Here is a 25,273-nt window from a genome sequence, read left to right on the forward strand (position 1 = left end):
GATCAGGCTTTTTGACCGGTTTTTCCGCCACCAAGATCGGGCGTGAGGTCAGACATGAAATCACCTATGCCGGGTCGCTTTACCGCCTTGAAGGGTAGCGGGCGGCACAGATCCATCGCCGCAATGCCGATTCGCGCCGTCATCAGACCGTTGATGACACCTTCACCCAGGCGTGCAGAGAGTTTTGAGGCAAGCCCGTGACCGAGAACCTGCTGGGCAAGCCCATCACCGACGGCGATCGAACCTGTGACCGCGAGATGAGCGACGACGTCACGCAAAAGCCTCAGCATGCCGAGCGTGCCCGGCCGGCCGCCGTAAAGTTCCGCCATGGCGCGCACCAGCCTTGTCACCTCGAACAGCACATAGGCGAGATCGACCACGGCGCGTGGGCTGACGGCGGTAACGACGGAGACGCGTTTGGAGGAGTTGAGGATCAGCGCGCGAGCCTGCCGGTCGAGCGGCACCAGCAATTCGCGTTCGGCAAGCTCGATCAGATGCGGCCCGTCGATCACGTCGTTTTCGGTGTCCTTGAGTGCGGCGCGCCCCTTGGCAGTTTCCGCGCGGTGGGAGAGAACTGCATTGAGGCGGGTAACGATGGCGCGGGCGGGTTTCGAGCTCTTGTCGAGGCTGGCTGTCTCCGCATCGGCTTTCAGCGATTGAACGGCGTTGAGCCTCATGATGCCGAACACTTCTCGTCCGACCAGAACGAGGACGGCAAAAAGCGCAACAAGGAGCGCAATGCTCGCCGTGTAACCCAGCCAGTCGGAGCGGGAAAAGAGATTGCGGATAAGCTGATCCGCCCAGAGCCCGAAGGCCAGCGAGAACAGCACGCCGAGTGCACCAAGCGCGAGCTTGCCGAAGGAGAAGCGGCCTTTCTTTGGCACGGCCACCGGCAATGCGGCGGCATCCGTCTCTTCAGGTGCTAAAAATGGATCATCCTCATCGGGCGTGAGGGAAATCTCGGTGTCGAAGCTGCGCGGTGCGCGTTTTTGCGCGACGGTTGGCCGTGCCGTTTCTTCGGTTTCGAGCGTGAAAGCCGCCGGGCGGCGTGCCTGCGGATCGTTTGGTGTGGGAGCCTTCATGCGAGCTTGTCTCCAAACAGGAACTGCATGGCGCGGTCGAGCCTTATGTGGGGAACGGAAAGCCGGATGCCGCCGCTGCCCGGTTCATCGATATTGGGCGGGCGGAAACGCACGACATTGACGTCCGGCAACGTCGCCTTGTCGCCATCCCTGTCGATGCTGCGGAAAAGCGGCTCCGGGTCTTCGGGCAGGTCGCCGGGAAAGATCGCCGTCTTACGGTTGCCGTCAAATATCTCGCCGTTGATGGTTTCACCCGCCATCGGCGTGCCGACGATGACCGGAAGCTCGTGACCGTCCTGTCTCACGCTTGCTTCCCGCGTAGCGCGCACGGAAGCCAGCGCCATGACCTCGATGCCGGCGCCATTCATGCCGATGGTGGTAATGGCGCGGTCCACCAGACGGCGGGTTAGCCGTTCCAGCCGGTCGTGGCTTTCATGATGCAGGTGGTCGGCCTTGGTAGCGGCAATCAACACCTTGTCGATACGCCGGCCCAGCAGTGATGACAAAAGACTGTTGGTGCCAGGGCGGAAACAGGCGAGAACATCGCCCAGCGCCCGTTCCAGATCCTGCACCGCCTCGGGGCCGCGATTGACCGCCTGAAGAGTGTCGATCAGCACGATCTGCCGGTCGAGGCGGGCGAAATGTTCGCGGAAGAAGGGTTTCACCACGATTGCCTTGTAGGCGTCGTAGCGCCGCTCCATCATGGCGCGCAGCGACCCCTTTGGTGCCTTGTCGTCTGTCAGGCCCGGCAGGGGCGCAAAGGTCAGCGCCGGTGATCCTTCGAGATCCCCCGGCATCAGCAGACGGCCCGGCGGCAAGGTGGAGAGCGACCGCTCATCGGATTTGCAGGCCTTCAGATAGGCGGCGAAGCTTTCCGCGAGGCGTCGCGCCGTCATCTCGTCGGCGGGCGCATTGATGTCGAGCGAGGAGGCTATTGCCAACCATTCCTGCGCGAGTTCGGCGCGGATGCCATTTTGCGCCAGCGCGACGGTACTGTCGCTGAAGCTCTTGTAGTCCTGCGAAAGCAGCGGCAGGTCGAGCAGCCATTCGCCGGGATAATCGACGATATCGATGGAGAGCTTGCCCGCGGAAAACCAACGGCCCCAACCGCTTGCGCTCTGGTAGTCGAGCGTGATCCGCAGTTCAGAGATTGCCCGTGTCGAATCCGGCCAGAGCCTGTCGCGTACCAGAGCCTGAATATGATCCTCATACTGAAACCGGGGAATGGCATCGTCCGGTTGCGGCTCCAGACGCACATTCGAGACGCGCCCGGAACGCATGGCCTCAAACAGCGGCAGACGACCGCCATTCAGAAGATTGTGGACGAGCGAGGAGATGAAAACCGTCTTGCCCGCCCGCGAAAGACCGGTGACGCCAAGCCGCAATGTCGGATTTGTAAGGGTGCTCGCACGGTCGGCCAGATTGTCGAATGCGATGAGCGCACTGTCTGTCAGGGACGTAAGAGAAGGCGGCAATGGCAGTTTCCCAGCTATTTTTCACGGTCACAGCTGCAATATAGGAAGGGGCGGTTGCCCAAAAAAGAAGCGCGCCAATGGATTTTCAACGAGTCCGGCGTCGGCAACGCATTGGTCACACGCTGCTGCGGCTATTTGCCGGGCGAGAGAAAATCGACCAGCCGCCAGCGATTTTTACCATTCCCGGCACTGTCGTCGTGATCGAGAACCGCAAGACCGGATGTCGGAAAACCGGAGGGCAGGGCGGCATGCAGCAGGTCCTCGCCAATCATCGCCTCCAGCGTCGCCTCCATTGTGGGGTTGTGCCCGACCAGCATCACGGACTGTGCGTCCGTTTGCGCGGCGATGAGAGAAAGATAGGTTTCGCTGCGCGCATTGTACATTTCGTCGATATAGACGATGTCGATGCCCTCGTTGAAGGCCCCCGCTGCCAGGCCTGCGTGGTCTGCCGGCAGCGCGTGGCCGTGGAAGACAAGAGCACGTCCGGGCGGTAGCGCCGGTCTGCGGCAAGGTCGGCGATGATCTCCGCCTCGGCAAAACCGGCCTCGTTCAATCCCCGGTCGAAATCGCGTTCTCCCGGTGCCGCCCAGGCGGCCTTGGCGTGGCGCAAAAGATACACTCGGCTCGGAGAAGATGCTGTCAAGGGCGGGGACCGACGTTCGATTGGGAGGCAATGGAGGAATGCTACAGGATAGGGTTGCATGACCGCAAGTCCTCTTTCCTGTTGGTAAGTCGCGTTTAAGTGATTTAAGAAGAGATCGCTTGAATACGAATAAAGGATAAAAATTAGTCATTTAGATGATTTTTGTGTCAGTTTTAAAAATGCCTGAAAACTGATCTGTAGACTTGAATCAGCCTATATCATTGGAGTATACACCGCCGCATTGAGATGTTCTTCGAGGAGAATCGCGTTGAGTGAGAAGATCGATCTTAGCAAATATGTGCTCTCGGAAGACGACGAGTTCATGAATGCAAACCAGCGTGCCTACTTCCGCGCGAAGCTGGTGGCCTGGAGAAACGACATCCTGAGAGAAGCGCGCGAGACCCTCGGACATCTCGCCGAAGAAAGCGCCAACCATCCCGACCTAGCCGATCGGGCATCTTCGGAAACTGACCGGGCGATCGAACTTCGCGCCCGTGACCGCCAGCGCAAGTTGATCTCCAAGATCGACTCTGCCCTTCAGCGGATTGATGACGGCACTTACGGTTACTGTGAAGAAACGGGTGAGCCTATTGGCCTCAAGCGCCTCGACGCACGACCGATAGCGACCCTGTCCATCGAGGCGCAGGAACGTCACGAGCGTCGTGAAAAAGTCTACCGCGACGAATAAAGCCAGCGTTGTTCCGGGCGCTTCGGCGAGCCGGCCAATGAACAAAACCAAAATGACAAAGGGCACGGATTTGTTTCCGCGCCCTTTTTTTGTTTTGAATGTCTGTCTGCCGACAGATGTGAACCTGTCAGCGGTCGCGGGTAACGGAAAGTTCGCCGAAAATACGCGCCATTTCCTTCTGCATGTCGCCATCCGGCGTTGCACCGGTAACAGGCGGCGAGACGGGTTCGGTTTTTGGCTTTTCCGCAGCAGCGGCGACTGCCTGTTCGCTATCCGCATCCTTGCTCTTGGCGATCTCCGCCTCAAGAAAGCTTTCGAAATCGCTGGCAAGGTCATCGGAAAATTTCGGCTCGGCATTAGCGGAGACGACGGGCGGATTTTCGGGCTTTGGCGCAAAGGGCGCAGGCGCATCTTGCCCTGGTTTCAGGCCGGGTAGAACGCGCTCGCGCGCGGCATCCAGAAAATCTGCGGCATTCGTTTGGTCGATGACCGGTTCGCGCGCGGCAAAAACCGGCGGCGCAACGACCGTCGGCCGTTCTTCAGGAACCGTTGCCTGGACAGGCGGTGCGGGCGGCGCCGAGGGTAGAGGAGCCGGCGCGAAGGGATCAGGGCGACGCTGTTCCGGTCGCTCGGCGGGCATGTCGAGTGATGCGGCGGCGAGAGGCAGAACAGCGGCGGCCGGTGCCGCAATGACCGATGCCGGTGGTGGCGCAGGACGGGTAATATCCCTTTCCGGAGCGGCTGGTCTTATCGGTGCAACGGGCTCGCGTGCCGTCGTGGGCGTGGATACGGGTTGCGGCGGCGTAGACGGACGTGGTGGCAGCGATGCGGCCGATGCAGGGGTGGGTGCTGCACGAGCAGCCGGGGCAGGCGGTTCCGGCCGCTGCGGCTGCTTTACGGGTTCTTCCGGCAAGGAGGCTGGAGATGCCGCTGCGATTGGCTGCTGTGGCAAAGCTGGGCGGCTTTCGCGAGGGATCGGCGGTTCAGCCCTTTTAGGTTCGCTGTCCTGACGCGGCAGCGCCTTGAGTTCCGCTTCCTGCGGTTCGCGCACTTCCCTGACGATTGGGATCGCGCCGATACCACTCTCGATGACGATATCGGTTGGACCTCCAATCATGACAAGATGCTCGACATTGTCGCGGCGCACCAGCACCAGACGGCGCCGGGCGTCCACCGCCGTCGCATCGAGAACCTGCAAGCGCGGCTGCCGGTTGCGACCGCCACGGATAAACGGGGCCGCCCCGCCGCGCCTGCGCAGTATCCAGAGAACAATTGCCAGAACAAGCAGGGCGAGACCGACACCGACGACGGCGACGATGAGATTGTTTCCATAGGTGCCGATAAAATCTTCCATCATGGAGATCATCCCTTCAGATTTTTTCGTGCAATTAATATTGCCGTGGTTCTTATAATGTGAACGTCAAGCAGGAAAAGACGATTTTTTAAAGCGTGATACAAGGTTTATTCATTTCGTCCCCAGGATCGCTTCATAGGATCGTCTCGTCAGCCGGCCGTGCGCCTCCAAAGCGCCATATCTTTCCCTTCAATGCCGGGGAGCAATGAAGGTTGCAATTCTCTCTTCGAAGGAGCGATTGTAAATGCTTGCGAAATTGCTGGTTGACGGGTTTCCGGTAAGAGTTTTCATTTTTGGTGTTTTATTTGGATTGCCGGGATTTGTTTTTCCCGCTCAGGCCGCGACGGCGGATGACAAGGCGTCCGAAAATCCTGCGAACATGATTGAGTTCGTAAGAGACAATCCATCCTGTATCGATTTCACGGATGGATGCTCGGTTTGCACGGTTGCGGATGGCAATATCGTCTGCTCCGCGCCGCGCATTCAATGCCAGGTTAAAGCGCTGACCTGCAGCCGCAAAATAGACTTCTGAGGCATTTGCGCCTCTTTAGGGCCGTTTCTCTGTGCGATTTTAAGCCTTTGTGGTGCAGCGGAGCTTTTTGACGGTCAAGCGAGTTGCTACAAGAAATTCTACTGCCCGATTCCGTTGAGGAAATAGGGCTGACCGAATGACGACCTGCAGGACTGCGAGGCCAAGATGACACGGGTGCGCGAGACAAGCGACAACGACCTTCCGCTGGTGGACAGGCGTGCCCGTTCCGGCACGGTTTTGCGGATTCTGCTGCTGGCGCTGGTGCTCATCGCTGCCGCTGCTGCTTTCGTCTATTTCAAGGATTCGCTGGAAAACGAAATCGTGCTCGGCATTCTCGGCGTGCTGGCGATGATGGGTATCTTTTTTCTGGTGTCGTCGATCATCGGTTTCATCGAGGTCATGCCGCAGTCGCAATCGGACGGGCTGGCCCGCCGTTTCCTGTCGGCACACCCGGACGGCACACTGATTACCGATGCCAAGGGGCATATGGTCTACGCCAACGCCACCTATTGCCGGATGAGCGGCACCACGAAGGCGAGCGATATCCAGAGCCTGGAGACGCTGCTCTCGCGCAGCCGGGAATCGACCGAGGCGCTCTATCGCCTCATCAATGTTTTGCGGGAGGGGCGTGACGGTTACGAGGAGTTCCGTCTGCTCAAGCCGCTCGGGGAGGCCACTTCCGGCGGGCCGCACTGGTACCGGCTGAAAGGTCGGGTGCTGAAGGATGCGGGCGGCGAGGCGCTGCACGTCTTCCAGATCGCCGACATCACGCCTGAGCGGGAAGATCAGGAACGCTTCTTCCGCGAATTGCAGAACGCCATCGATTATCTCGACCATGCGCCGGCCGGTTTCTTTTCCGCAGGTCGCAAGGGTGAGATCGTTTATCTGAACGCCACCCTGTCCGAATGGCTCGGCATCGATCTCGCGCAATTTTCGCCCGGTTCGATGACTGTGTCGGACATCGTCGCCGGCGAGGGTATGGCGCTGATCGAATCCGTCCATCCGCAGGGTTCAGCCAAGCGCACCGAGATTCTCGATCTCGACATGCGCCGGGTCAACGGCCAGAGCATGCCGGCCCGCCTCGTGCATCAGGTTACCTCGAAGGACGGCGCGCCCGGCGAAAGCCGGACAATTGTTCTGATGCGTCCGAAAGGGCAGGAGGATACGGAATCCTCGTCCGCCATGCGCTTCACGCGTTTCTTCAACAATACGCCGATGGCCATTGCCTCGCTCGACGGCGAAGGCCGCATTCTTCGTATCAACGCGCCATTCCTCAAGCTGTTCTCCGGCGTCGTCGGGCGTGACGATATCGATCGCGGCGTTGCCCTCGAAGCCATCATCCACGACAATGAGAAACCCAGGCTTGAGCAGGCGCTGGCCGAGGCGAAAGACCGGCAGGGCGATATCGCCCCGTTCGATTCCCGCCATCCGAGCGACGAGGGCCGCCATTTCCGTTTCTACGTCAATGCCGTCATCGATCAGGACGACGAGGCGCCCGAAGAGGTTGCAATCGTTTATGCGATCGAGGTGACGGAGCAGAAGGCGCTCGAAACCCAGATGGCGCAGACGCAGAAGATGAACGCCGTCGGCACGCTGGCAGGCGGCATCGCCCACGATTTCAACAATGTGCTGACTGCGATCCTGTTGTCATCAGACCATCTGCTGTTGCAGGCCCGGCCCGCAGACCCGAGCTTCGCCGACCTGATGGAGATCAAGCGCAACGCCAACCGCGCGGCGGTGCTGGTGCGACAGCTTCTCGCTTTCTCGCGCAAACAGACGATGCGCCCGGCGATCCTCAACCTGACCGACGTTATCGGCGACCTGCGCATGCTGGTAGACCGGTTGATTTCCGGCACCAATGTCAAGTTGGAAGTGGATTACGGCCGCGATCTCTGGCCGGTGAAGACCGACCTGTCGCAATTTGAGCAGGTGCTGATCAATCTTTGCGTCAACGCGCGCGATGCCATGCCCGATGGCGGCAAGATCACCATCCGCACGCGCAATGTGGATGCGGATGAAGCCGCAGCGCTCGGTCGGCCGGAAGTCCCGGCGGAAGACATGGTTATGGTGGAGGTCGCCGATAACGGAACCGGCATTCCCCCGGAGATCATGGACAAGATCTTCGAGCCTTTCTTCACCACCAAGGATGTCGGCAAGGGCACCGGTCTCGGCCTGTCGATGGTCTATGGCATCGTGAAGCAGTCCGGCGGTTACATCTATCCCGAATCGGAAGTGGGCAAAGGCACTGCGTTCCGCATCTATTTGCCGCGCCACGTGGTGGAAGTGGTGCACGTTCCGGGCCAGCAGCCCGGTGAAGCGGCACTCGCCCCTGTGGCTCTGCCCGAACCGGTGAAGGAAGAGCCGCTGGATCTGACCGGCAACTCCGCCGTCGTCCTTCTGGTGGAGGACGAGGAAGCAGTGCGGCGCGGCGGCAAACGCATGCTGGAAACCCGTGGTTACACCGTTCATGAGGCGGGTTCGGGTGTCGAGGCGCTGGAGGTGATGGAAGAGCTGGAAGGCAAGGTCGATATCGTCGTGTCGGACGTCGTTATGCCCGAGATGGACGGTCCTTCACTCCTGAGGGAATTGCGCAAATCCTATCCCGACCTGAAATTCATCTTCGTTTCTGGTTATGCCGAGGACGCGTTTGCGAAAAACCTTCCGGCGGATGCCAAGTTCGGCTTCCTGCCAAAACCCTTCTCGCTGAAACAGTTGGCGATCGCCGTTCGCGAAATGCTCGACAACAAGGAATGACGGCGGATGGCGCGGGCGTGAGATTAGGTCCGCTGTTGCTCGCGATTCCCTTGCAGGCGCTTCGCGTCAAGGCTCAAACCACGTCAGGAAAGGCGGATAGCACCGCGCTTTCCCGCAGTGCTATCGCAAGCCCCCTGTTTTTCCCAAGGTTTGCCTCTTCGCAAACGCAATAGTGATTGCACCGTTTCACAGGGGGCTTAAAATCCGATCTTAACGACCTAGATATGTAGAGGCGAAGTTCTCCCTCCTGGTGATGACTGCCGGTTTGAGAACGGTTTGGAGAATGATGAAAGATGATCGCTGAGCCGATCTACATGCAGGGCGAGGGCGACGGGGAAGACGGCGGTACGAACCGCGGAACGTCCGTTATAACCCGCGTCAAGCCAAAGACGAAAAGACCGAATTTGTACCGTGTTCTTTTACTGAATGACGATTACACTCCAATGGAGTTCGTCATTCATATTCTGGAGCGTTTTTTCCAGAAGGATCGCGAAGCGGCGACCCGCATCATGCTGCACGTGCACCAGCACGGCGTAGGAGAATGTGGGGTGTTTACATATGAGGTCGCAGAGACGAAAGTAAGCCAGGTCATGGATTTCGCCCGACAGCACCAGCATCCGCTGCAATGCGTCATGGAAAAGAAATGAGGATCGCAACGTGCCAACTTTTTCCCCAAGTCTCGAGAAGGCGCTGCACCAGGCACTGACCTTTGCAAATGAGCGTCACCACGAATATGCGACGCTGGAACATCTCCTTCTGGCGCTGATCGACGACGCGGATGCCGCTGCCGTGATGGGCGCCTGTAATGTCGATCTCGATGCGCTTCGCAAGACTGTCAGCGATTACGTCGACAACGAACTGACCAACCTCGTGACCGGTTATGACGAGGATTCCAAGCCCACATCCGGCTTCCAGCGGGTTATCCAGCGGGCTGTCATTCATGTTCAGTCGTCCGGCCGCGAGGAAGTGACCGGAGCGAACGTGCTTGTGGCCATTTTCGCCGAGCGCGAAAGCCACGCTGCCTATTTCCTGCAGGAGCAGGAAATGACCCGTTACGATGCGGTCAATTATATCTCCCACGGCATCGGCAAGCGTCCGGGCACGTCGCAGACCCGCGCTCCGCGTGGCGCAGACGAGCCGGAAGCAGACCCCAAGGCTGCACGCAGCAATCCCGAGGAAGAAGGCTCATCCGCCAAGAAACAGCAGGATGCGCTGAAGGCCTATTGCGTCAACCTCAATGAAAAGGCGAAAAACGGCAAGATCGACCCGTTGATCGGCCGTCATGAGGAAGTCAACCGCACCATCCAGATCCTCTGCCGCCGCTCCAAGAACAACCCGCTGTATGTGGGCGATCCGGGCGTGGGCAAGACGGCGATCGCCGAAGGTTTGGCCAAGCGTATCGTTGAAGGCAAGGTGCCTGAAGCGCTGGCCAATGACACGATCTTCTCGCTCGACATGGGCACGCTTCTGGCCGGAACCCGCTATCGTGGTGATTTTGAGGAACGCCTGAAGCAGGTCGTCAAGGAGCTCGAGGAATATCCCGGCGCAGTCCTGTTTATCGACGAAATCCACACCGTCATCGGTGCGGGTGCGACGTCTGGCGGCGCAATGGATGCATCGAACCTGTTGAAGCCGGCGCTGTCGTCAGGCGCGATCCGCTGCATCGGTTCAACCACCTACAAGGAATATCGCCAGTTCTTCGAGAAGGACCGCGCGCTGGTGCGTCGCTTCCAGAAAATCGACGTCAACGAGCCGTCGATCGATGATGCTATCGCGATCATGAAAGGCCTGAAGCCTTACTTCGAGGATTATCATCACCTCAGATATTCCAACGAAGCGATCAAGGCTGCGGTCGAATTGTCGGCCCGCTACATTTCCGACCGTAAGCTGCCGGACAAGGCGATCGACGTAATCGACGAGACCGGTGCGGCGCAGATGTTGCTGCCGGCGTCCAAGCGCCGCAAGCTGATCACGGAACGGGAAATCGAAGCAACCATCGCGACGATGGCCCGCATTCCCCCGAAGACCGTTTCCAAGGATGACGAGATGGTTCTCGCCAACCTCGAAAAGGAACTGCGCTCGGTCGTTTATGGTCAGGACATCGCCATCGAGGCGCTGGCCACCGCCATCAAGCTGGCACGCGCCGGTCTGCGCGAACCGAACAAGCCGATCGGCTCATATGTCTTCTCCGGCCCGACAGGCGTGGGCAAGACCGAAGTGGCCAAGCAGCTCGCCGCCTCACTCGGTGTCGAGATGCTGCGGTTCGACATGTCGGAATATATGGAGCGCCATACCGTTTCGCGTCTGCTCGGTGCACCTCCCGGTTATGTCGGCTTCGATCAGGGCGGTCTCTTGACCGATGGCGTCGATCAGCATCCGCATTCCGTGGTGTTGCTGGACGAGATCGAGAAGGCCCATCCGGACATCTACAACATCCTGTTGCAGGTGATGGACCATGGCTCGCTGACCGACCATAACGGCAAGAAGATCGACTTCCGCAACGTCATTCTCATCATGACGACCAATGCGGGTGCTTCCGAAATGGCGAAATCGGCCATCGGTTTCGGTTCTTCGCGACGCACGGGCGAGGATGAAGAGGCGATCAATCGCCTGTTCACACCGGAATTCCGCAACCGTCTGGATGCGATCATTCCGTTCTCGCCGCTGCCGACTGCCGTTATCCACAAGGTGGTACAGAAGTTCGTCATGCAGCTCGAGACCCAGCTCTCCGAGCGGAATGTCACCTTCGATCTGCACGAAGACGCGATCTCCTGGCTGGCGGAAAAGGGTTACGACGAAAAGATGGGCGCTCGCCCGCTGTCGCGCGTGATCCAGGAGCACATCAAGAAGCCGCTCGCCAACGAAATCCTCTTTGGCAAGCTCAAGAAGGGCGGTGTCGTCAGCGTCACCGTCGGCAAGAAGGACGATGGTTCCGACGGCCTCAAGCTCGAGGTTCTGCCGGAAACAGCGCCGGTAAAGCCGAAGCCGGAAGCAGAGCTCAATGCTGCCAAGTCTCCGGGCAAGGCGTCTAAGACCAAGGCGAAGCCCGCCTCGAAGGCAGCGATTGCCAATGAGGAAGCGGATGTTCTGGTTGCCGAGGCGAGCAAGCCCGACGAGGATAGCAAGCCGCGCCGCAAGGCGAATACGGTGCCGAAGGTGCCGAAGAAGAAATGATAACGGTCTTCCGACCGACAAACGGTGCCGGGCGAAAGCCCGGCATTTTCATGCCTGAAGTGCCTCGCATTTTACCGGATTCGTGAAACGCGCTTTATTTTTCTCGTCATTCCGAAACCGCTGCGCACTTTCGGACGACATGCATTAGTGGACCAGCAATGCGATCAGCAGACAGCGATACCATCCCCCTGCGCGGCTGGTTTTTGAGGGGAATGCGGGGCATATTCTCGCTGCCCTCGCTTATTCTCATGACATCCTTCGTCGGTTTCAGCGCCTTCGCGCTGGAATCGGGCGTTCAACGTGGGGAAGCGGTGTTTATGACGCTGGTTATCTGGGCTTTGCCGGCCAAGATGATCCTGATCGGCTCGATGGTCGGCGGCGCCAATCTTGCCGCGTGTTTTCTGGCGGTGACGCTGTCATCGGTGCGAATGATGCCCATGGTTGCCTCCATCGTTCCGGAGATGCGTGGCGCAAAAACGCCGACATGGATTTTGTTGTTCCTCTCCCACTTCGTGGCGATCACCGCCTGGGTCTTCGCCACGCAAAACCTTTCCAAAATACCGCGCGAAGCACGGGCTGCGTGGTTTGCCGGTTTCGGCATTACCCTTACCGTCGTCAACGCTATCATTGTCGGCCTTTGTTACGGCGTCGTCGCGGCTTTTCCACCCCTTGTCGCAGGCGTGCTGTTTTTTCTGACGCCTGTCTATTTCATAGCGTCGATCTGGGCGACCGCCCGCCATTCCGTCGTCAAGGTCGCCTTCATCATCGGTGTGATCGCGGGGCCGGTCTTTGCGGTAATCGCGCCGGAATTCGACATTCTCTATGCCGGGATCGGTGGCGGGACGGTGGCTTATCTGATCGACCGTTTCGTCTTTCGTCGAAAGATCATTCCCGTCTCACCGGAGAGCGAACCATGATGACCGAACAGTGGTGGGCGCCCTACCTCTTCATCGCCATTGCCGGCTGGCTGGCGACCGATCTCTGGCGCTGGCTCGGCGTGCTCGCCGGCAACCGGCTGAAGGAGGATTCCGAGGCGCTATACTGGGTGAGGGCAGTCGCCACCGCGCTCGTGATGGCCGTCACCGCCAAGCTGATCGTCTTTCCAACCGGAACGCTTGAAGCTTCACCGCTATGGCTACGCATCGGCGCGGCAGCACTCGGTTTCACAGCGTTCCTGGCGGCCGGCCAACGCGTCATTGTCGGCGTAGCCGTGCCTATCGCACTTTTGGCAGCCGGGTTATTTGTGCTTGGCTTTTAGTACTCGTCTTATCCGAATATTAAGCGCTCTACTCTAGTTTACTGCTGGCTTGAACCGGGGCGTCAATTCAATGCGACTATTTGCGGCAGAACGTTTTGTACTTGGCTTTGTCGCCATCTTGTTCTTAACAGATACAGTATTGATCTTTGCCAAAGATATTCATGTCGATTACGCCGGATATTTTTTATGCGGACTCGCGGGTGCCGGCATTTTTATCCTCGGTCAGTTCTATCGCACAAGCGGCCGCGATCTGCGCATAGCCGCCGCTCTGATTTCTGGTGGACTGTTCATTCTGTTTACGCTTGTCGCGTCCGTCTTTAATTACATGTTTCTGCCCGTCTCTTTCCCGGCAATCGATCACTTGCTTTTCCGCGTGGACGCGGCCTTCGGTTATAGCTGGACAGGCATTGTCATATGGGCTGCAACATACCCATGGATCGGAAAAATCCTGTTTTTGGTCTACGCGACGTCGTTGCCACAGCTTTTGGCAATAATCATAATTCTGGGCTTTACCGGCAAGGACCGGATGCTGCACCAGTTTCTGGTAACAGGGGTGCTTGGGGCCTTTGCGAGCATCATCTTCTGGATTTTTTTTCCAACCTACGGAGCCGCAGCATATAACGAACTCCCACAATGGGTTTCGGAAACCATTCCCATCGCACTTGATCCTGCGTACGGTCGTGAGACCATAAGGCTGGGTCAGGAGGGAGTAGCGTATATATCTCCGCGAAACGTTCTAGGTTTAATCAGTTTCCCATCGTTCCACACCTTCATGGCGGCGATGTCCGTCTGGTTTGTTCCGCGTCACTGGTTGGTGATGGCGGTAATCTTACCGATCAATCTCTTGATGTTGCCCGCCGTTCTCGTTCAGGGCGGTCATCATCTGTCTGATGTTTTCGGCGGTCTCGTCGCGTTTGCAATCGTCTGTGCAGCCTCAGCCTGGCTGCTCAAGTGGCTTTCGGTAAGGGAAAGAAACGAAGAGAAGGCTCGCGCTTCGACTCAAGTCATCGCGGCGGAGTAATCGCCCCGGTTTCCGCTCTCGCGCGCCTCATCGACAAGCCAGTCCGACAGGAGCCGGGCTGATGCGGTCATCTCTTCTGCTTCAATCAACCAGTAATATTTGTCCGCATCGGCCGCCCGATCGAAAAGCACGGTCAATTGACCGTCGGCGATTTCGTCGCGAAGAAGCGCTGTTGGGCAAAGGCCGATGCCGTGTCCCGCCTTGAGAGCGGTCACGAGCAGATTGAAGTCCGCAAAGATTGGGCCCGTGCCCTGGAACAGGGATAGGCCAGCAGTCGCCAGCCAGTCCCGCCATGCCGTCTCGGTGGCGTCATGCAGCAATTCGGCCCGCAGCAGGCTTGAGACATCGTTGAAGGGACCGGACTTCGTGGCGTAAGCGGGTGCGCATGTCGGGCGCGTCTCGGCACTGAAAAGCGCCACGGCTTTTTGCGCAGGGCGTGGGCCGTGGGTGATGCTGAGATCGGGCTGCGTGGTCTCATTCCTGCCGGAATAGCTGATTGACACCTGTATGTCTGGATAGAGCGCGCGGAAACGGGGCAGGCGGGGTGTCAGAAAATGCGCAACCACTGAAGGCAGGCTGGCCAGACTAACGGTGATGCGGTTTCGGCCCCGGCTGATCCGTTCCGCACCGGAAGCGATCTGCCCCAAGCCGGACGAAACCGTCATGCCGAATTCCTGACCCGCCGGCGTCAGTCTCACGCCTCTTGCATGGCGCTCGAAAAGCGGCGCGCCGAGCCATGTTTCCAGATTGCGCACATGCTGGCTTACGGCCGTCGCCGTCATGCCGAGTTCCTGCGCGGCCAGGGAAAAACTTGTCCTTCTGGCCGCAGCTTCAAACGCGCGGAGGGTGGCGAGCGGTGGCAGTTTCATGATGCTGCGAGGCTAAGTCAGACTTGGTCTGAGCGCAAGAAAAACCCGTCTTGTCATCACGCCATTCATACCGCAATTTCGCTTCACATTTTCATCCATCCGAGGATTTCATGACCCCCGTGTCCGCCGCCGAACCCATTGATGCCACCGCGCGCCGCGCCGTCCGTCCCGTCGTCGTTTATCCGAACGGCACACTTCAGACACCGGGCCTTGCGCGTCTTGAACAGGCTAAAAAAGCCATGGTGAAGATAGACGAAGTCATCGTGCCACCGCGCGAGGGCGGCACTTTCAATGTTCCGAAGGGACACTTTTTCCGCATCGTCAGCACCGAAGGCCCACAGGTGGGGGATTTGAACCTCTGGAATGCCCATGATCTTACGGAGCGCTTTTTCAGCGGCAAAACCCGCGCCCTGCATGCGACCCATGTTTCCGTAGGCAACCGGCTGTGGAGCAATCTGCCGTCCCTGCGGCCGATGGCGACCATCACCCATGATACTTTGTCATGGTATGGCTGGGATGAAGATGGCGGTGGCGTGCATGATGTGATCGGCACCCGGTGCGATCCCTACACCAACAAGCTGTTGAGCGGCGGCGACTATCACCATTGCTGCCATTCGAACCTCACCAATGCGCTCGCCGCGGCCAAAGGCCTGTCATTCGGCGAGGCGGAACCGCATGTGCACGATGTTCTGAACGTCTTTATGTGCACGGGTTTCACCCGCGATACGCATCAGTATTTCATGAAGGCAAGCCCGGTGCGGCCGGGCGACTATCTGGAACTCTTCGCGGAAATTGATCTCATCGGCGCGCTCTCCGCTTGCCCCGGCGGCGATTGTGGCGCCAGCCATTCGAGCGACGCGGTCCCGTGCTATCCCCTGAAGGTGGAGATATTCCGGCCGGATATGGCGGTGCTTGAAGGCTGGCCCTGGCCGGAGAGGAATGCCTACCGTCCCGTGGAATGATAATAAACACCACGGTCGTCATGCCGGACTAGATCAGGCAACCAGCCAAGGCGCGTCTGCGCCGAGAGGAATATCGCGCGATCAAGGACTGGATCGCGCCGCACCCCGGATAAGCTCCGGGGTGACGGTGTGCGGATGCCGCCATTCTGCCAAACGCGTGGGCGTCTTGGCAAACATCACGAGGCAAGCGCTGCCTTTATCTTTTCCGCATGGGCCTTCAGCACTTCGCCATCGGCCATAGCGCCGGAATGTGGCTTCAGCGGTTCGCCTTCCTTGCGCGGAATGACGTGGAAATGCAGGTGGAACACGGTCTGGCCGGCTGCCGGTTCGTTGAACTGGGCGATAAAGACGCCATCAGCGTCGAAGGCTTCCTTTGCTGCGACTGCCAGTTTCTGCACCACGGCAATGGTCTTTGCCAGCACTTGCGGGTCGGCATCGAGCAGATTGCGCGAGCCGGTTTTCGGAACGACCAGAAGATGGCCGGGTGCCTGCGGCATCACATCCATGAAAGCCAGCGTATGCTCGTCTTCATAGAGCTTGTGGCTCGGAATTTCGCCGCGCAGGATTTTCGCGAAGATATTGTTGTCATCATAGGCGCTGGCGGTCATCGGTGGTCTCTCCTCGTAACGGACTAAAGCATGTCGCCTAAAAGCGTGTAGCGGTTTTGCGATAACGACATGCGACAAAACAAAGGCATAAAGCGTAGGCAGCGAATCTGAAAGATCGCGACAGCTTTATGCATCCGGCTCGTGTTCCTGTCGCTCACCCTTGCGGAAGGGCGTGTGGTCTTCCAGATAGTCGCCAATATGTTCGACCTCTTCACGCTCGCGCTGAAGATAATCGGCAATCGCGCGGCGCAGACCCGGATGAACGATGAAATGCGCTGAATGGGTGGTGACCGGCACGTAACCGCGCGCCAGCTTGTGCTCACCCTGCGCACCCGCCTCCACCCGCTTCAAACCCTTCGACAGCGCGAAATCGATCGCCTGATGGTAACAGACCTCGAAATGCAGGAAGGGATGGTCCTCGATACATCCCCAGTGTCGGCCGTAAAGCGCATCCGAGCCAATGAAATTGATTGCACCGGCGATATAGCGTCCCTCGCGTCTGGCCATGACCAGCAGAACGTCGTCAGGCATGCGCTCGCCGATCAGCGAATAGAATTCCCGCGTCAGATAGGGCCGTCCCCATTTGCGGCTGCCGGTATCCATGTAGAAGGCGAAGAACTGGTCCCAGATCTCCTCTGTCAGGTCGCTTCCGGTCAACCAGTCGATCTCGATGCCGTTTTCCAGCGCTGCCCGACGTTCCTTTTTCAGCCCCTTGCGCTTGCGCGATGAAAGGGCATCGAGAAAATCGTCGTGATCGCGATAGCCGTCATTGATGAAGTGGAATTGCTGATCGGTCCTGTGCAGGAAGTCCCGGGGCAGAAGCGCGGATAGGTCGGCGTCTTCCAGAAACGTGACATGCGCGGAAGAAACGCCGATCTTTTCCGTCACCTGGACAAGGCCGGATGCCAGAAGCGGTTTGAAGCGCGTCTCGTCTTCGGTTTCGGATACCAGCAGCCGCGGCCCGCTCGCCGGCGTAAACGGCACCGAACATTGCAGCTTCGGATAATAATGGCCGCCGGCTCGCTCAAAGGCATCCGCCCAGCCATGGTCGAAGACATATTCGCCCTTGCTGTGGTTCTTCAGATAGGCCGGAACGGCTCCGACGAGTTCACCCGACGCGTTTTCGAGAAGCAGATGGTGCCCAAGCCAGCCGGTCTTGGCAGTGGCCGATCCAGAATCTTCCATCGAGGATAGAAATGCGTGGGAAATGAAAGGATTGTACGGTTTTCCTGACACATTGCGTGATGTTCCGGAAAGCCGTTTCCAGCTGTCCGGATCAATATCCCTCAGGGATTGCGCAACGCGTATGGAATAGTCTTCTGTCATGCCGTGGCGGAGGGGTTCTCTCTCGGGTCGAAACCTTCGAATGTCATCTGGTCCGCATATTTATAGGTAGTCTCGCGCGCATTTTCATCCCTGACAGTCCAGGTAATCACGGGAAGCCCAAGTTTTCTTTGCGCCTCGATGAAACTGTTGGGCAAATGACCCCAATGATAGGAGATGAAATCAACACCGATCTGCATCGCCTCGTCGTGTTTGAAGAAGTCTTCCGGCTTGGCGCCTTCGGCGGTAAGGCCGAGCGGCCAGGGCGAGCCTGCAGCCTTCAGGTCTCTTAGCAGGTGATGGTCGAAGCTCATCAGCGCCACCTGGCCCTTGTAGCCCTCGAGATCTTCCAGCACCGCTTCGGCAAACCCGTCATCGACGCCTTCGCCCTGGCGTCCTTTCAGTTCGATCACCAGCGGCACCTTGCCGGCGCATAGCGTCAGAAGCTGTTTCAGCGTCGGTATGCGGTCCTTGGTCTGACCGACCGAAAGCAGAGACAATTCACTGGCGGTATGTTCTCGCACGTCGCCCTTGATACCCGTCAGCCGGGCCATGTCGTCGTCGTGAAAAATCACAGGCACGCTATCGGCGGCCAGCTGCACGTCGCATTCGATGGCAAAACCAGCGTCGATGGCGCGCGAAAATGCGGATAGCGTGTTTTCCCATACCGCCTTGTTCAGGTCATGATAACCGCGATGGGCGACGGGCTGGGCGGTAAGCCAGGAAAGTTTAAGGGTCATACGTCGATTTCCACGATCGCGTCGATCTCGACGGCGGCATTGAAGGGCAGGCAGGCCATGCCGACGGCGGCGCGGGCATGCTTGCCGGCATCACCCAGAACGTTGGCGAGCAGATTGGAGGCGCCGTTAATGACGAGATGCTGTTCAACGAACTCCGGAACCGAGGCAACGAAGCCGTTCAGCTTGAGGATACGACGGATTTTCGAGAGGTCGCCGTTCAAGGCAGCCTTGACCTGTGCGAGAATGTTGACGGCGCACAATTCGGCGGCGCGCTGGGCGGTTGCAACGTCAACATCGCGGCCAACGAGGCCCGTCACCGCAATCTTGCCTGATTCCATCGGCAGTTGACCCGATACATAAAGAAGATTGCCGCTGATGGTGAACGGAACGTAGTTTGCGGCAGGTGCTGCCGCTACGGGAAGAGTAAAGCCCAGTTCCTTGAGGCGGCCTTCGATGACATCAGACATTTTCGTCTCCGGTTTTGTTGTAAATCCTTCAAGAATCCGGCATTCAGAAGATGTTGATCCAAAAGCCGGGCGGTTGCTTGTACAATATGAGCAGCGAGTCCAACAGGAGATATTGAATGTTTGTCAGGACGCTTGGTTTCGTTGCCGCCACAGGGCTCATGACCGGCCTGTCGAACGGTGCCAATGCCTTGCCCGTCACGGTTCCGGACCTCATCGCCCATCGCGCCGTCTACGATCTCGAACTCAAGGACGCGACGGATCGTTCCGGTATCGAGGGCATGACGGGCCGAATGGTCTATGAATTCACTGGCTCTGCGTGTCAGGGTTACAAGACGGATTTCCGTTTCGTGACACAGATCAACACCGGCGACGCGGTCCGCATGACCGACCAGCAGACGACGACCTTCGAGGACCTGGCGGCCAGGAAGTTCACCTTCGAGACCAAGTCCTACACCGACGACAAGCTGGACAAGGAAGTGCAGGGCGCTGCAATCGACAACAAAGAGGGTGTGAAGGTTGATCTGACCCGCCCGGACCCCCGTCAGATCGATCTCGTCGCCAGCGAATTTCCGACCGAGCACATGTTTCAGGTCATTGAAAACGCCAAGCAGGGAAAGCGCATCTTCGAATCCCGTATTTTCGACGGCTCGGATGACGGCGATGAAAGCCTGATCACTTCGACGCTGGTCGGAAAGGCGCAGATGCCGAAGGACGGCGATGCCGAGGCCGGCAAGGCGGGCGAATTCGGCAAAGCCGCGTTCTGGCCGGTGACGATCGCTTATTACAACGACAAGACCGGCACCGACGCCCTGCCGATCTACCGCATGTCGTTCAAGCTTTACGATAACGGAATCACCCGCGATCTGACGATGGATTACGGCGATTTCGTTCTGACCGGCAAGCTCGCGAAGCTTGATATCCTCAAGCCGGAAACCTGCGAAAACAAGCCGGTTCGCTAAAAGACGGACCGTTTGCGTGGTTTTTTCGCAGAAATGCTTGCTTTTTATCTGAGGCGACTGTATGCGCCTCACCATTCCACACGCGAAGCTTGGGATGTTCCGGGAGAAATCCGGTCCGTTCCGCCCGGTGGTGTCGATGAAAATCGGCGCTGTTCGCTTCGCGGGGGTTAAACCGGAAAAGGAGTAACTAGGCATGGCATTGCCCGATTTTTCTATGCGTCAGCTTCTGGAAGCTGGTGTTCACTTTGGTCACCAGACGCATCGCTGGAACCCGAAGATGAAGCCGTACATCTTCGGCGACCGTAACAACATCCACATCATCGACCTGGCTCAGACCGTTCCGATGCTGTCGCGCGCCCTTCAGGTCGTGTCCGACACCGTTGCTCGTGGCGGCCGCGTTCTGTTCGTCGGCACCAAGCGTCAGGCGTCTGAAATCATCGCCGACAGCGCAAAGCGTTCGGCCCAGTATTACGTCAACTCCCGCTGGCTCGGCGGCATGATGACCAACTGGAAGACGATCTCCAACTCGATCCAGCGTCTGCGCAAGGTTGACGAGATCCTGAACTCGGAAGGCACCGGCTATTCCAAGAAAGAGCGTCTGACCCTCGAGCGCGAACGCGAAAAGCTTGAAAAGGCTCTCGGCGGTATCCGCGATATGGGCGGCGTTCCGGACCTGATGTTCATCATCGACACCAACAAGGAAAAGATCGCGATCGAAGAAGCCAAGCGTCTTGGCATTCCGGTCGTTGCGATCATCGACTCCAACTGCGATCCGGATCACATCGACTATCCGATCCCGGGTAACGACGACGCATCGCGCGCCATCTCGCTCTATTGCGACCTGATCGCCCGCGCCGCCATCGACGGCATCCTGCGTCAGCAGGGTTCGTCCGGCCGTGACATCGGCGCTTCGGAAGAAGCTCCGATCGAGCCCGCGCTCGAAGACGAGGCTGGCGCCTGATATAGGCCCTGTCTGGCGGCGATTTCTTGTCGCCGTCTCCTCGACCAGGATATGACAAGGCCGTCAAAGACCTTAAATGGGTTGACGGCCTTGTTCGTTTCAAACCGCTCCGTCGGGGCTTCGGTGAAGTCTCTGGCGTTTTGATGCGGATGAAATCCGGTGGCAGCCTTCATAACGCTGTCACACTTGAGCGGCACCCATCGTTTCGATGTATGGAGACGCCGCAGCACTTGGGAATGCGCATGCCCCTTTCCGAAATCGTCCCGGTTTCAAAGGGTGTGCGGCCGGGTACACTCATCACCCAGAACTTCGGCACGGCGAATTCAGCCGGCTGACCGATCGAACCGATAAGAGGCAAACAATGACCGAAATCACAGCCGCAATGGTGAAGGAACTGCGCGAGAAATCCGGCGCAGGCATGATGGACTGCAAGAAGGCTCTTGCTGAAACCAATGGCGACATGGAAGCGGCGATCGACTGGCTGCGCGCCAAGGGCATCGCAAAGGCCGACAAGAAGTCTGGCCGTACGGCTGCCGAAGGTCTGATCGGCGTCGCCACCATGGGTCACAAGGCTGTTGTTGTCGAACTCAACTCCGAAACCGACTTCGTTGCTCGCAACGACGCGTTCCAGGATCTCATTCGCGGCATTGCCCAGGTAGCGCTCTCCACCGACGGCACCGTTGAAGCCGTCAGCGCCGCCACCTATCCGGCAACCGGCAAGTCCGTTTCCGACAGCATCAAGGACGCGATCGCCACCATCGGCGAGAACATGACGCTGCGCCGTTCGGCAGCACTCGAAGTCGAGCACGGCGTTGTCGCGACCTACATCCACAATGCTGCCGGCGAAGGCATCGGCAAGCTTGGCGTTCTCGTTGCCCTGAAGTCGGTCGGCGACAAGGCCGTTCTGAGCTCCATCGGCCGCCAGGTCGCCATGCACATCGCTGCAACCAACCCGCTCGCCATCCGCGCCGAGGAAGTTGACGCAGCCGTGGCCGAGCGCGAACGCAACGTCTTCATCGAGCAGGCCCGCGAATCCGGCAAGCCGGAAGCCATCATCGAAAAGATGGTTGATGGCCGTATGCGCAAGTTCTTCGAAGAAGTCGCTCTTCTGTCGCAGGCTTTCGTCATCAATCCCGACATCACTGTCGGCGCTGCCGTCAAGGAAGCTGAAAAGGAAGCCGGTGCTGCCATCGAAGTGACGGGCATGGTTCGCCTGCTGCTCGGCGAAGGCGTCGAAAAGGAAGAAAGCGATTTCGCAGCAGAAGTCGCCGCAGTCGCCAAGGGCTGATTATATTTACCCAATCTTGGGAAAACGGGAGGGCATCGCGTGACAACGCGGTGCCCTTCGTGTATCCGCGTTTCGGTTACATTTCCGAGGAGTCATGATGTCTTCCAAGCCGATCTACAAACGTGTTCTTCTCAAGGCTTCCGGCGAAGCCCTTATGGGCGATCAGGGTTTCGGTATCGATGTGGCGGTTGCAGACCGTATCGCCTCCGATATTGCCGAGGCGAGGGCGATGGGCGTTGAAGTCGGCGTTGTCGTCGGCGGTGGCAATATTTTCCGCGGCGTTGCCGTGGCGTCCAAGGGCGGTGATCGCGTTACCGGCGACCATATGGGCATGCTGGCCACCGTCATCAACGCGCTGGCGCTCGCAACCTCCCTGCGCAAGCTCAGCATTGACACCGTCGTTCTGTCCGCAATCGCGATGCCGGAAATCTGTGAGAGCTTCTCGCAGCGTGCAGCGCTCCACCATCTGGCGCAGGGCCGCGTGGTGATTTTTGCCGGCGGCACGGGCAACCCCTTCTTTACAACCGATTCCGCTGCAGCGCTGCGCGCCGCGGAAATGGGTGCGGAAGCAATCTTCAAGGGCACCCAGGTGGACGGCATCTATTCCGCCGATCCGAAAAAGGACCCGGCAGCCACCCGTTTCGACGAGCTGACCCACAGCGAAGTGCTAGGCAAGGGACTGGCGGTCATGGATATTGCAGCTGTCGCGCTTGCCCGCGAGAATCACATCCCGATCATTGTTTTCTCGATCCACGAGAAGGGCGGTTTCGCGCAGATATTGACCGGCGGCGGCCGCAAGACCATCGTGCACGACAAATAATCAAAAAACGATGTCGCCCCTGTGGCGTATTCCGGCCGCCACGGCCGATAGAGATGGAGTATCAAGATGAGTGGTATTGACCTCAACGATATCAAGCGCCGCATGGATGGTGCCATCAATGCATTCAAAAGCGATATCGCATCGCTGCGCACTGGCCGCGCTTCGGCCAACATTCTCGATCCGGTGACCATCGAGGCCTATGGCTCGCGCGTTCCGCTAAACCAGGTCGCAAACATCACGGTTCCGGAGCCGCGCATGCTCGGCGTCAACATCTGGGACAAGTCGATGGTGAACGCCGTCGACCGTGCCATCCGCGAATCCAATCTCGGCCTCAACCCGATCGTTGATGGTCAGAACCTGCGTATCCCGCTGCCAGAACTCAACGAGGAGCGCCGCAAATCGCTCGTCAAGGTAGCTCATGACTACGCCGAGAAGTCCAAGGTAGCGATTCGTCACGTGCGTCGCGATGGCATGGATGGTCTGAAAAAAGCCGAAAAAGACGGTGATATCGGTCAGGACGAAAGCCGTGGACAGTCGGAAAAAGTGCAGAAAATCACCGACGACACGATTTCGGAAATTGAGCGCTTGCTTGGCGAGAAGGAAAAGGAAATCATGCAGGTCTAGTATCGCTTGCGATAGACCTGTATTTTATTCGTTTTAATTCCGCGCTGCCTGTTACTGGATCGATATGCCGACGACGACACGTTCCTCAATACCCGAGCACGTCGCCATCATCATGGATGGAAATGGGCGGTGGGCAAAACAGCGCGGTCTCCCGCGCGTGATGGGGCATCGCCGCGGGGTCGAGGCTGTGCGCGAAACGGTGCGCGCGGCCGGCGACTGCGGTGTCCGCTATCTCACACTTTTCGCGTTCTCGTCGGAAAACTGGCGCAGGCCCGAATCCGAGGTCAGCGACCTGATGGGGCTCTTGAAGGCTTTCATTAGGCGCGACCTTGCGGAACTGCACCGCGAAAACGTGCGTGTGCGCATCATCGGCGATAGGCAGGGGCTGAAAAACGATATCCGCAGTCTTCTCGAAGAAGCGGAACATATGACGGCTGATAACACCAGGCTGACGCTGGTGATTGCCTTCAATTACGGCAGCCGCGACGAGATTGCCCGCGCGACAATGGCGATTGCCCGCGATGTCGCCGAAGGCCGGCTGGATGCAGAATCGATCACGCCGGAGATTATTTCGACAAGACTTGATACATCAGGCATACCGGATCCTGATCTGATCATCCGCACCAGCGGCGAGGAACGGCTGTCGAACTTCCTGCTCTGGCAGGCCGCCTATTCCGAGTTCCTGTTCGTTCCCGAATATTGGCCCGACTTCGACCGGCAGCGGTTTTTTTCCGCAATCGAGCAATATGCAACGCGTGATCGCCGTTTTGGCGCTCTGGCCGAGCAGGTTGCCGTGGCAGGCGCCTGATGAGCCGTGAACTCAGACTGCGGATCATATCCGCAATCGTCATGGCGGCGGTCATTTTGGCTGCGACCTGGTATGGCGGCATTCTGTTCCGCATCGTGGCCGGTCTGCTGGCGATCCTCATCTATTATGAATGGGCGACAATCACCCGCATGTCGGAAACCAATTCCACCGGCAATGCCTGGGGCTGGTTTGCGGTTGCCGTCATCGCCGGCAACACGATTTTCGGCGAACCTTCGCTCGATCTGCCTCTACTCTCCGGCTTCACGCTGACGGCGGCACTTTTTCCCGTGTTGCGTGGCAGAAACTGGTGGCTGGTGGGCGGCATCGTTTATGCGGGTCTGAGCGGCATATCGCTGGCCGCCATTCGCGGCGATGAGCTGACCGGTTTCGTCGCCATCCTGTTCATTTTCGCTGTCGTCTGGTCAACGGATATTCTCGCTTATTTCGTCGGGCGCGCCATCGGCGGGCCAAAGCTTGCGCCGTCGATTTCACCGGGCAAGACTTGGTCAGGCGCAATCGGCGGAGCGGTCGCCGCATTGATCGGCGGCGGCGCGGTGTCTCTTGCCTATCACGGCAGGATCAGCCTGCTGCTGCTTGGGCTCGCTCTCATTCTTTCGGTGTTCAGCCAGATAGGCGATCTCTTCGAATCCTTCGTGAAACGGCGTTTTCAGGTCAAGGATTCGAGCCATCTCATTCCCGGCCATGGCGGCTTCATGGACCGGGTTGACGGTCTTGTTTTCGCCTGCTTTACGGTATTCCTCATTGCTTTCGTGCATGCGGCGGCAACCGGCGACGTGCCCGGATCGGGCGGCGGCCTGTTGCCGGGCTTTTAAGCGGCACGCAAGGTCATGAAATAAAGGGCA

General features: G+C 58.6%; 25 protein-coding genes and 1 pseudogene. 17 read left to right on the forward strand and 9 right to left on the reverse strand.

The genetic code is table 11. The features are described from left to right. Positions 1–2: 2 nt before the first annotated feature. The 3 genes and pseudogenes from ACQZ6D_RS01710 to ACQZ6D_RS01720 all read right to left on the reverse strand — a co-directional run bounded on the left by ACQZ6D_RS01710 (position 3) and on the right by ACQZ6D_RS01720 (position 3,200). Positions 3–1,082 carry a YcjF family protein gene (locus ACQZ6D_RS01710; protein WP_065661071.1) on the reverse strand — a complete coding sequence of 360 codons (1,080 nt, stop codon included), beginning with the start codon at positions 1,080–1,082 and terminating at the stop codon, positions 3–5. Then, positions 1,079–2,557, reverse strand: a complete 1,479-nt coding sequence (locus ACQZ6D_RS01715) for a YcjX family GTP-binding protein (protein WP_019565517.1) — start codon at positions 2,555–2,557, stop codon at positions 1,079–1,081. Before ACQZ6D_RS01715 ends, ACQZ6D_RS01710 begins: the two co-directional genes overlap by 4 nt. A gap of 131 nt (positions 2,558–2,688) precedes the next feature. Beyond that, positions 2,689–3,200 (reverse strand): annotated as a pseudogene (locus ACQZ6D_RS01720) (SixA phosphatase family protein). Between the two features lie 268 nt (positions 3,201–3,468). On the opposite strand from ACQZ6D_RS01720, the gene dksA reads away from it, so the two are divergent. After that, positions 3,469–3,888, forward strand: a complete 420-nt coding sequence (dksA, locus tag ACQZ6D_RS01725; RefSeq protein ID WP_003512796.1) for an RNA polymerase-binding protein DksA — start codon at positions 3,469–3,471, stop codon at positions 3,886–3,888. Between the two features lie 127 nt (positions 3,889–4,015). On the opposite strand, the gene ACQZ6D_RS01730 is transcribed toward dksA, so the two are convergent. Next, positions 4,016–5,254 (reverse strand): flagellar biosynthetic protein FliO, encoded by a 1,239-nt coding sequence (locus tag ACQZ6D_RS01730; protein WP_448729585.1) that lies wholly within the window; start codon positions 5,252–5,254, stop codon positions 4,016–4,018. Positions 5,255–5,486: 232 nt separating this feature from the next. Here ACQZ6D_RS01730 and ACQZ6D_RS01735 point away from each other — a divergent pair, with 232 nt between their 5' ends. From ACQZ6D_RS01735 to ACQZ6D_RS01765, 7 genes are all read left to right on the forward strand, one after another. Next, positions 5,487–5,774, forward strand: coding sequence for a hypothetical protein (locus tag ACQZ6D_RS01735; protein ID WP_448729586.1), 288 nt, complete (start codon positions 5,487–5,489; stop codon positions 5,772–5,774). 165 nt (positions 5,775–5,939) lie between these two features. Further along, positions 5,940–8,528: a cell cycle histidine kinase CckA gene (gene cckA / locus ACQZ6D_RS01740; RefSeq protein ID WP_003512808.1), complete on the forward strand. Its 2,589-nt coding sequence runs from the start codon at positions 5,940–5,942 to the stop codon at positions 8,526–8,528. 293 nt (positions 8,529–8,821) lie between these two features. Beyond that, positions 8,822–9,175, forward strand: a complete 354-nt coding sequence (clpS, locus tag ACQZ6D_RS01745) for an ATP-dependent Clp protease adapter ClpS (protein WP_003512812.1) — start codon at positions 8,822–8,824, stop codon at positions 9,173–9,175. 10 nt (positions 9,176–9,185) lie between these two features. Beyond that, positions 9,186–11,702, forward strand: coding sequence for an ATP-dependent Clp protease ATP-binding subunit ClpA (gene clpA, locus ACQZ6D_RS01750; protein ID WP_065704645.1), 2,517 nt, complete (start codon positions 9,186–9,188; stop codon positions 11,700–11,702). Between the two features lie 158 nt (positions 11,703–11,860). Beyond that, positions 11,861–12,619, forward strand: a complete 759-nt coding sequence (locus tag ACQZ6D_RS01755; protein WP_065704642.1) for an AzlC family ABC transporter permease — start codon at positions 11,861–11,863, stop codon at positions 12,617–12,619. Further along, the gene (locus ACQZ6D_RS01760) at positions 12,616–12,960 is read left to right on the forward strand and encodes an AzlD domain-containing protein (protein WP_003512818.1); all 345 of its coding nucleotides are present in this window, start codon (positions 12,616–12,618) and stop codon (positions 12,958–12,960) included. Before ACQZ6D_RS01755 ends, ACQZ6D_RS01760 begins: the two co-directional genes overlap by 4 nt. A gap of 70 nt (positions 12,961–13,030) precedes the next feature. Beyond that, the gene (locus ACQZ6D_RS01765) at positions 13,031–13,981 is read left to right on the forward strand and encodes a phosphatase PAP2 family protein (RefSeq protein WP_065704639.1); all 951 of its coding nucleotides are present in this window, start codon (positions 13,031–13,033) and stop codon (positions 13,979–13,981) included. On the opposite strand, the gene ACQZ6D_RS01770 is transcribed toward ACQZ6D_RS01765, so the two are convergent. Next, the gene (locus tag ACQZ6D_RS01770) at positions 13,960–14,850 is read right to left on the reverse strand and encodes a LysR family transcriptional regulator (protein ID WP_065704636.1); all 891 of its coding nucleotides are present in this window, start codon (positions 14,848–14,850) and stop codon (positions 13,960–13,962) included. The two genes, ACQZ6D_RS01765 and ACQZ6D_RS01770, sit on opposite strands and share 22 nt — an antisense overlap. 110 nt (positions 14,851–14,960) lie before the next feature. On the opposite strand from ACQZ6D_RS01770, the gene ACQZ6D_RS01775 reads away from it, so the two are divergent. Then, on the forward strand, positions 14,961–15,812 hold the full coding sequence (locus tag ACQZ6D_RS01775; protein WP_448729587.1) for an urea carboxylase-associated family protein: 852 nt from the start codon (positions 14,961–14,963) through the stop codon (positions 15,810–15,812). A gap of 176 nt (positions 15,813–15,988) precedes the next feature. Here the strand turns inward: ACQZ6D_RS01775 and ACQZ6D_RS01780 are convergent, their stop codons facing one another. The 4 genes from ACQZ6D_RS01780 to ACQZ6D_RS01795 all read right to left on the reverse strand — a co-directional run bounded on the left by ACQZ6D_RS01780 (position 15,989) and on the right by ACQZ6D_RS01795 (position 18,950). Continuing rightward, on the reverse strand, positions 15,989–16,420 hold the full coding sequence (locus tag ACQZ6D_RS01780; protein WP_019565530.1) for an HIT family protein: 432 nt from the start codon (positions 16,418–16,420) through the stop codon (positions 15,989–15,991). Positions 16,421–16,546: 126 nt separating this feature from the next. Then, on the reverse strand, positions 16,547–17,746 hold the full coding sequence (locus tag ACQZ6D_RS01785; RefSeq protein WP_065704634.1) for a GNAT family N-acetyltransferase: 1,200 nt from the start codon (positions 17,744–17,746) through the stop codon (positions 16,547–16,549). Beyond that, on the reverse strand, positions 17,743–18,483 hold the full coding sequence (locus tag ACQZ6D_RS01790; protein WP_019565532.1) for a glycerophosphodiester phosphodiesterase: 741 nt from the start codon (positions 18,481–18,483) through the stop codon (positions 17,743–17,745). The genes ACQZ6D_RS01785 and ACQZ6D_RS01790 overlap by 4 nt, the downstream gene beginning before the upstream one ends. Further along, a complete protein-coding gene (locus tag ACQZ6D_RS01795) occupies positions 18,480–18,950 on the reverse strand; it encodes a RidA family protein (protein ID WP_003512829.1) in 471 nt (156 codons plus the stop codon). The genes ACQZ6D_RS01790 and ACQZ6D_RS01795 overlap by 4 nt, the downstream gene beginning before the upstream one ends. 116 nt (positions 18,951–19,066) lie before the next feature. Between ACQZ6D_RS01795 and ACQZ6D_RS01800 the strand changes: the two genes are divergently transcribed. The 8 genes from ACQZ6D_RS01800 (at position 19,067) to ACQZ6D_RS01835 (ending at position 25,243) form a co-directional block, all read left to right on the forward strand. After that, positions 19,067–19,909 carry a cell envelope integrity EipB family protein gene (locus ACQZ6D_RS01800; protein ID WP_019565533.1) on the forward strand — a complete coding sequence of 281 codons (843 nt, stop codon included), beginning with the start codon at positions 19,067–19,069 and terminating at the stop codon, positions 19,907–19,909. 61 nt (positions 19,910–19,970) lie between these two features. Then, positions 19,971–20,096 carry a hypothetical protein gene (locus ACQZ6D_RS01805; RefSeq protein WP_003512833.1) on the forward strand — a complete coding sequence of 42 codons (126 nt, stop codon included), beginning with the start codon at positions 19,971–19,973 and terminating at the stop codon, positions 20,094–20,096. A gap of 6 nt (positions 20,097–20,102) precedes the next feature. Then, the gene (rpsB, locus tag ACQZ6D_RS01810) at positions 20,103–20,870 is read left to right on the forward strand and encodes a 30S ribosomal protein S2 (RefSeq protein ID WP_003512836.1); all 768 of its coding nucleotides are present in this window, start codon (positions 20,103–20,105) and stop codon (positions 20,868–20,870) included. A 361-nt stretch (positions 20,871–21,231) separates the two neighbouring features. Then, a complete protein-coding gene (gene tsf, locus ACQZ6D_RS01815; RefSeq protein WP_003512838.1) occupies positions 21,232–22,158 on the forward strand; it encodes a translation elongation factor Ts in 927 nt (308 codons plus the stop codon). A 97-nt stretch (positions 22,159–22,255) separates the two neighbouring features. Then, positions 22,256–22,978: a UMP kinase gene (gene pyrH, locus ACQZ6D_RS01820; protein WP_035218853.1), complete on the forward strand. Its 723-nt coding sequence runs from the start codon at positions 22,256–22,258 to the stop codon at positions 22,976–22,978. A 66-nt stretch (positions 22,979–23,044) separates the two neighbouring features. Beyond that, positions 23,045–23,602, forward strand: coding sequence for a ribosome recycling factor (frr, locus tag ACQZ6D_RS01825; protein WP_003512840.1), 558 nt, complete (start codon positions 23,045–23,047; stop codon positions 23,600–23,602). A 64-nt stretch (positions 23,603–23,666) separates the two neighbouring features. Continuing rightward, complete coding sequence (locus ACQZ6D_RS01830) at positions 23,667–24,410, forward strand: isoprenyl transferase (protein WP_065704633.1); 744 nt, start codon at positions 23,667–23,669, stop codon at positions 24,408–24,410. Continuing rightward, on the forward strand, positions 24,410–25,243 hold the full coding sequence (locus ACQZ6D_RS01835; RefSeq protein ID WP_003512845.1) for a phosphatidate cytidylyltransferase: 834 nt from the start codon (positions 24,410–24,412) through the stop codon (positions 25,241–25,243). The genes ACQZ6D_RS01830 and ACQZ6D_RS01835 overlap by 1 nt, the downstream gene beginning before the upstream one ends. Positions 25,244–25,273: the final 30 nt, after the last annotated feature.

The organism is Agrobacterium sp. 22-3639C2 (assembly GCF_053522105.1).

Bases quoted from the DNA above. Each gene is read 5' to 3' on its own strand.
- ACQZ6D_RS01710 (WP_065661071.1), bottom strand. From the start codon at position 1,082: ATGAAGGCTCCCACACCAAACGATCCGCAGGCACGCCGCCCGGCGGCT.
- ACQZ6D_RS01730 (WP_448729585.1), bottom strand. From the start codon at position 5,254: ATGATCTCCATGATGGAAGATTTTATCGGCACCTATGGAAACAATCTC.
- ACQZ6D_RS01735 (WP_448729586.1), top strand. From the start codon at position 5,487: ATGCTTGCGAAATTGCTGGTTGACGGGTTTCCGGTAAGAGTTTTCATT.
- cckA (WP_003512808.1), top strand. From the start codon at position 5,940: ATGACACGGGTGCGCGAGACAAGCGACAACGACCTTCCGCTGGTGGAC.
- clpS (WP_003512812.1), top strand. From the start codon at position 8,822: ATGATCGCTGAGCCGATCTACATGCAGGGCGAGGGCGACGGGGAAGAC.
- ACQZ6D_RS01755 (WP_065704642.1), top strand. From the start codon at position 11,861: ATGCGATCAGCAGACAGCGATACCATCCCCCTGCGCGGCTGGTTTTTG.
- ACQZ6D_RS01760 (WP_003512818.1), top strand. From the start codon at position 12,616: ATGATGACCGAACAGTGGTGGGCGCCCTACCTCTTCATCGCCATTGCC.
- ACQZ6D_RS01765 (WP_065704639.1), top strand. From the start codon at position 13,031: ATGCGACTATTTGCGGCAGAACGTTTTGTACTTGGCTTTGTCGCCATC.
- ACQZ6D_RS01770 (WP_065704636.1), bottom strand. From the start codon at position 14,850: ATGAAACTGCCACCGCTCGCCACCCTCCGCGCGTTTGAAGCTGCGGCC.
- ACQZ6D_RS01775 (WP_448729587.1), top strand. From the start codon at position 14,961: ATGACCCCCGTGTCCGCCGCCGAACCCATTGATGCCACCGCGCGCCGC.
- ACQZ6D_RS01780 (WP_019565530.1), bottom strand. From the start codon at position 16,420: ATGACCGCCAGCGCCTATGATGACAACAATATCTTCGCGAAAATCCTG.
- ACQZ6D_RS01785 (WP_065704634.1), bottom strand. From the start codon at position 17,746: ATGACAGAAGACTATTCCATACGCGTTGCGCAATCCCTGAGGGATATT.
- ACQZ6D_RS01790 (WP_019565532.1), bottom strand. From the start codon at position 18,483: ATGACCCTTAAACTTTCCTGGCTTACCGCCCAGCCCGTCGCCCATCGC.
- ACQZ6D_RS01795 (WP_003512829.1), bottom strand. From the start codon at position 18,950: ATGTCTGATGTCATCGAAGGCCGCCTCAAGGAACTGGGCTTTACTCTT.
- ACQZ6D_RS01800 (WP_019565533.1), top strand. From the start codon at position 19,067: ATGTTTGTCAGGACGCTTGGTTTCGTTGCCGCCACAGGGCTCATGACC.
- ACQZ6D_RS01805 (WP_003512833.1), top strand. From the start codon at position 19,971: ATGCGCCTCACCATTCCACACGCGAAGCTTGGGATGTTCCGGGAGAAA.
- rpsB (WP_003512836.1), top strand. From the start codon at position 20,103: ATGGCATTGCCCGATTTTTCTATGCGTCAGCTTCTGGAAGCTGGTGTT.
- tsf (WP_003512838.1), top strand. From the start codon at position 21,232: ATGACCGAAATCACAGCCGCAATGGTGAAGGAACTGCGCGAGAAATCC.
- pyrH (WP_035218853.1), top strand. From the start codon at position 22,256: ATGTCTTCCAAGCCGATCTACAAACGTGTTCTTCTCAAGGCTTCCGGC.
- frr (WP_003512840.1), top strand. From the start codon at position 23,045: ATGAGTGGTATTGACCTCAACGATATCAAGCGCCGCATGGATGGTGCC.
- ACQZ6D_RS01830 (WP_065704633.1), top strand. From the start codon at position 23,667: ATGCCGACGACGACACGTTCCTCAATACCCGAGCACGTCGCCATCATC.
- ACQZ6D_RS01835 (WP_003512845.1), top strand. From the start codon at position 24,410: ATGAGCCGTGAACTCAGACTGCGGATCATATCCGCAATCGTCATGGCG.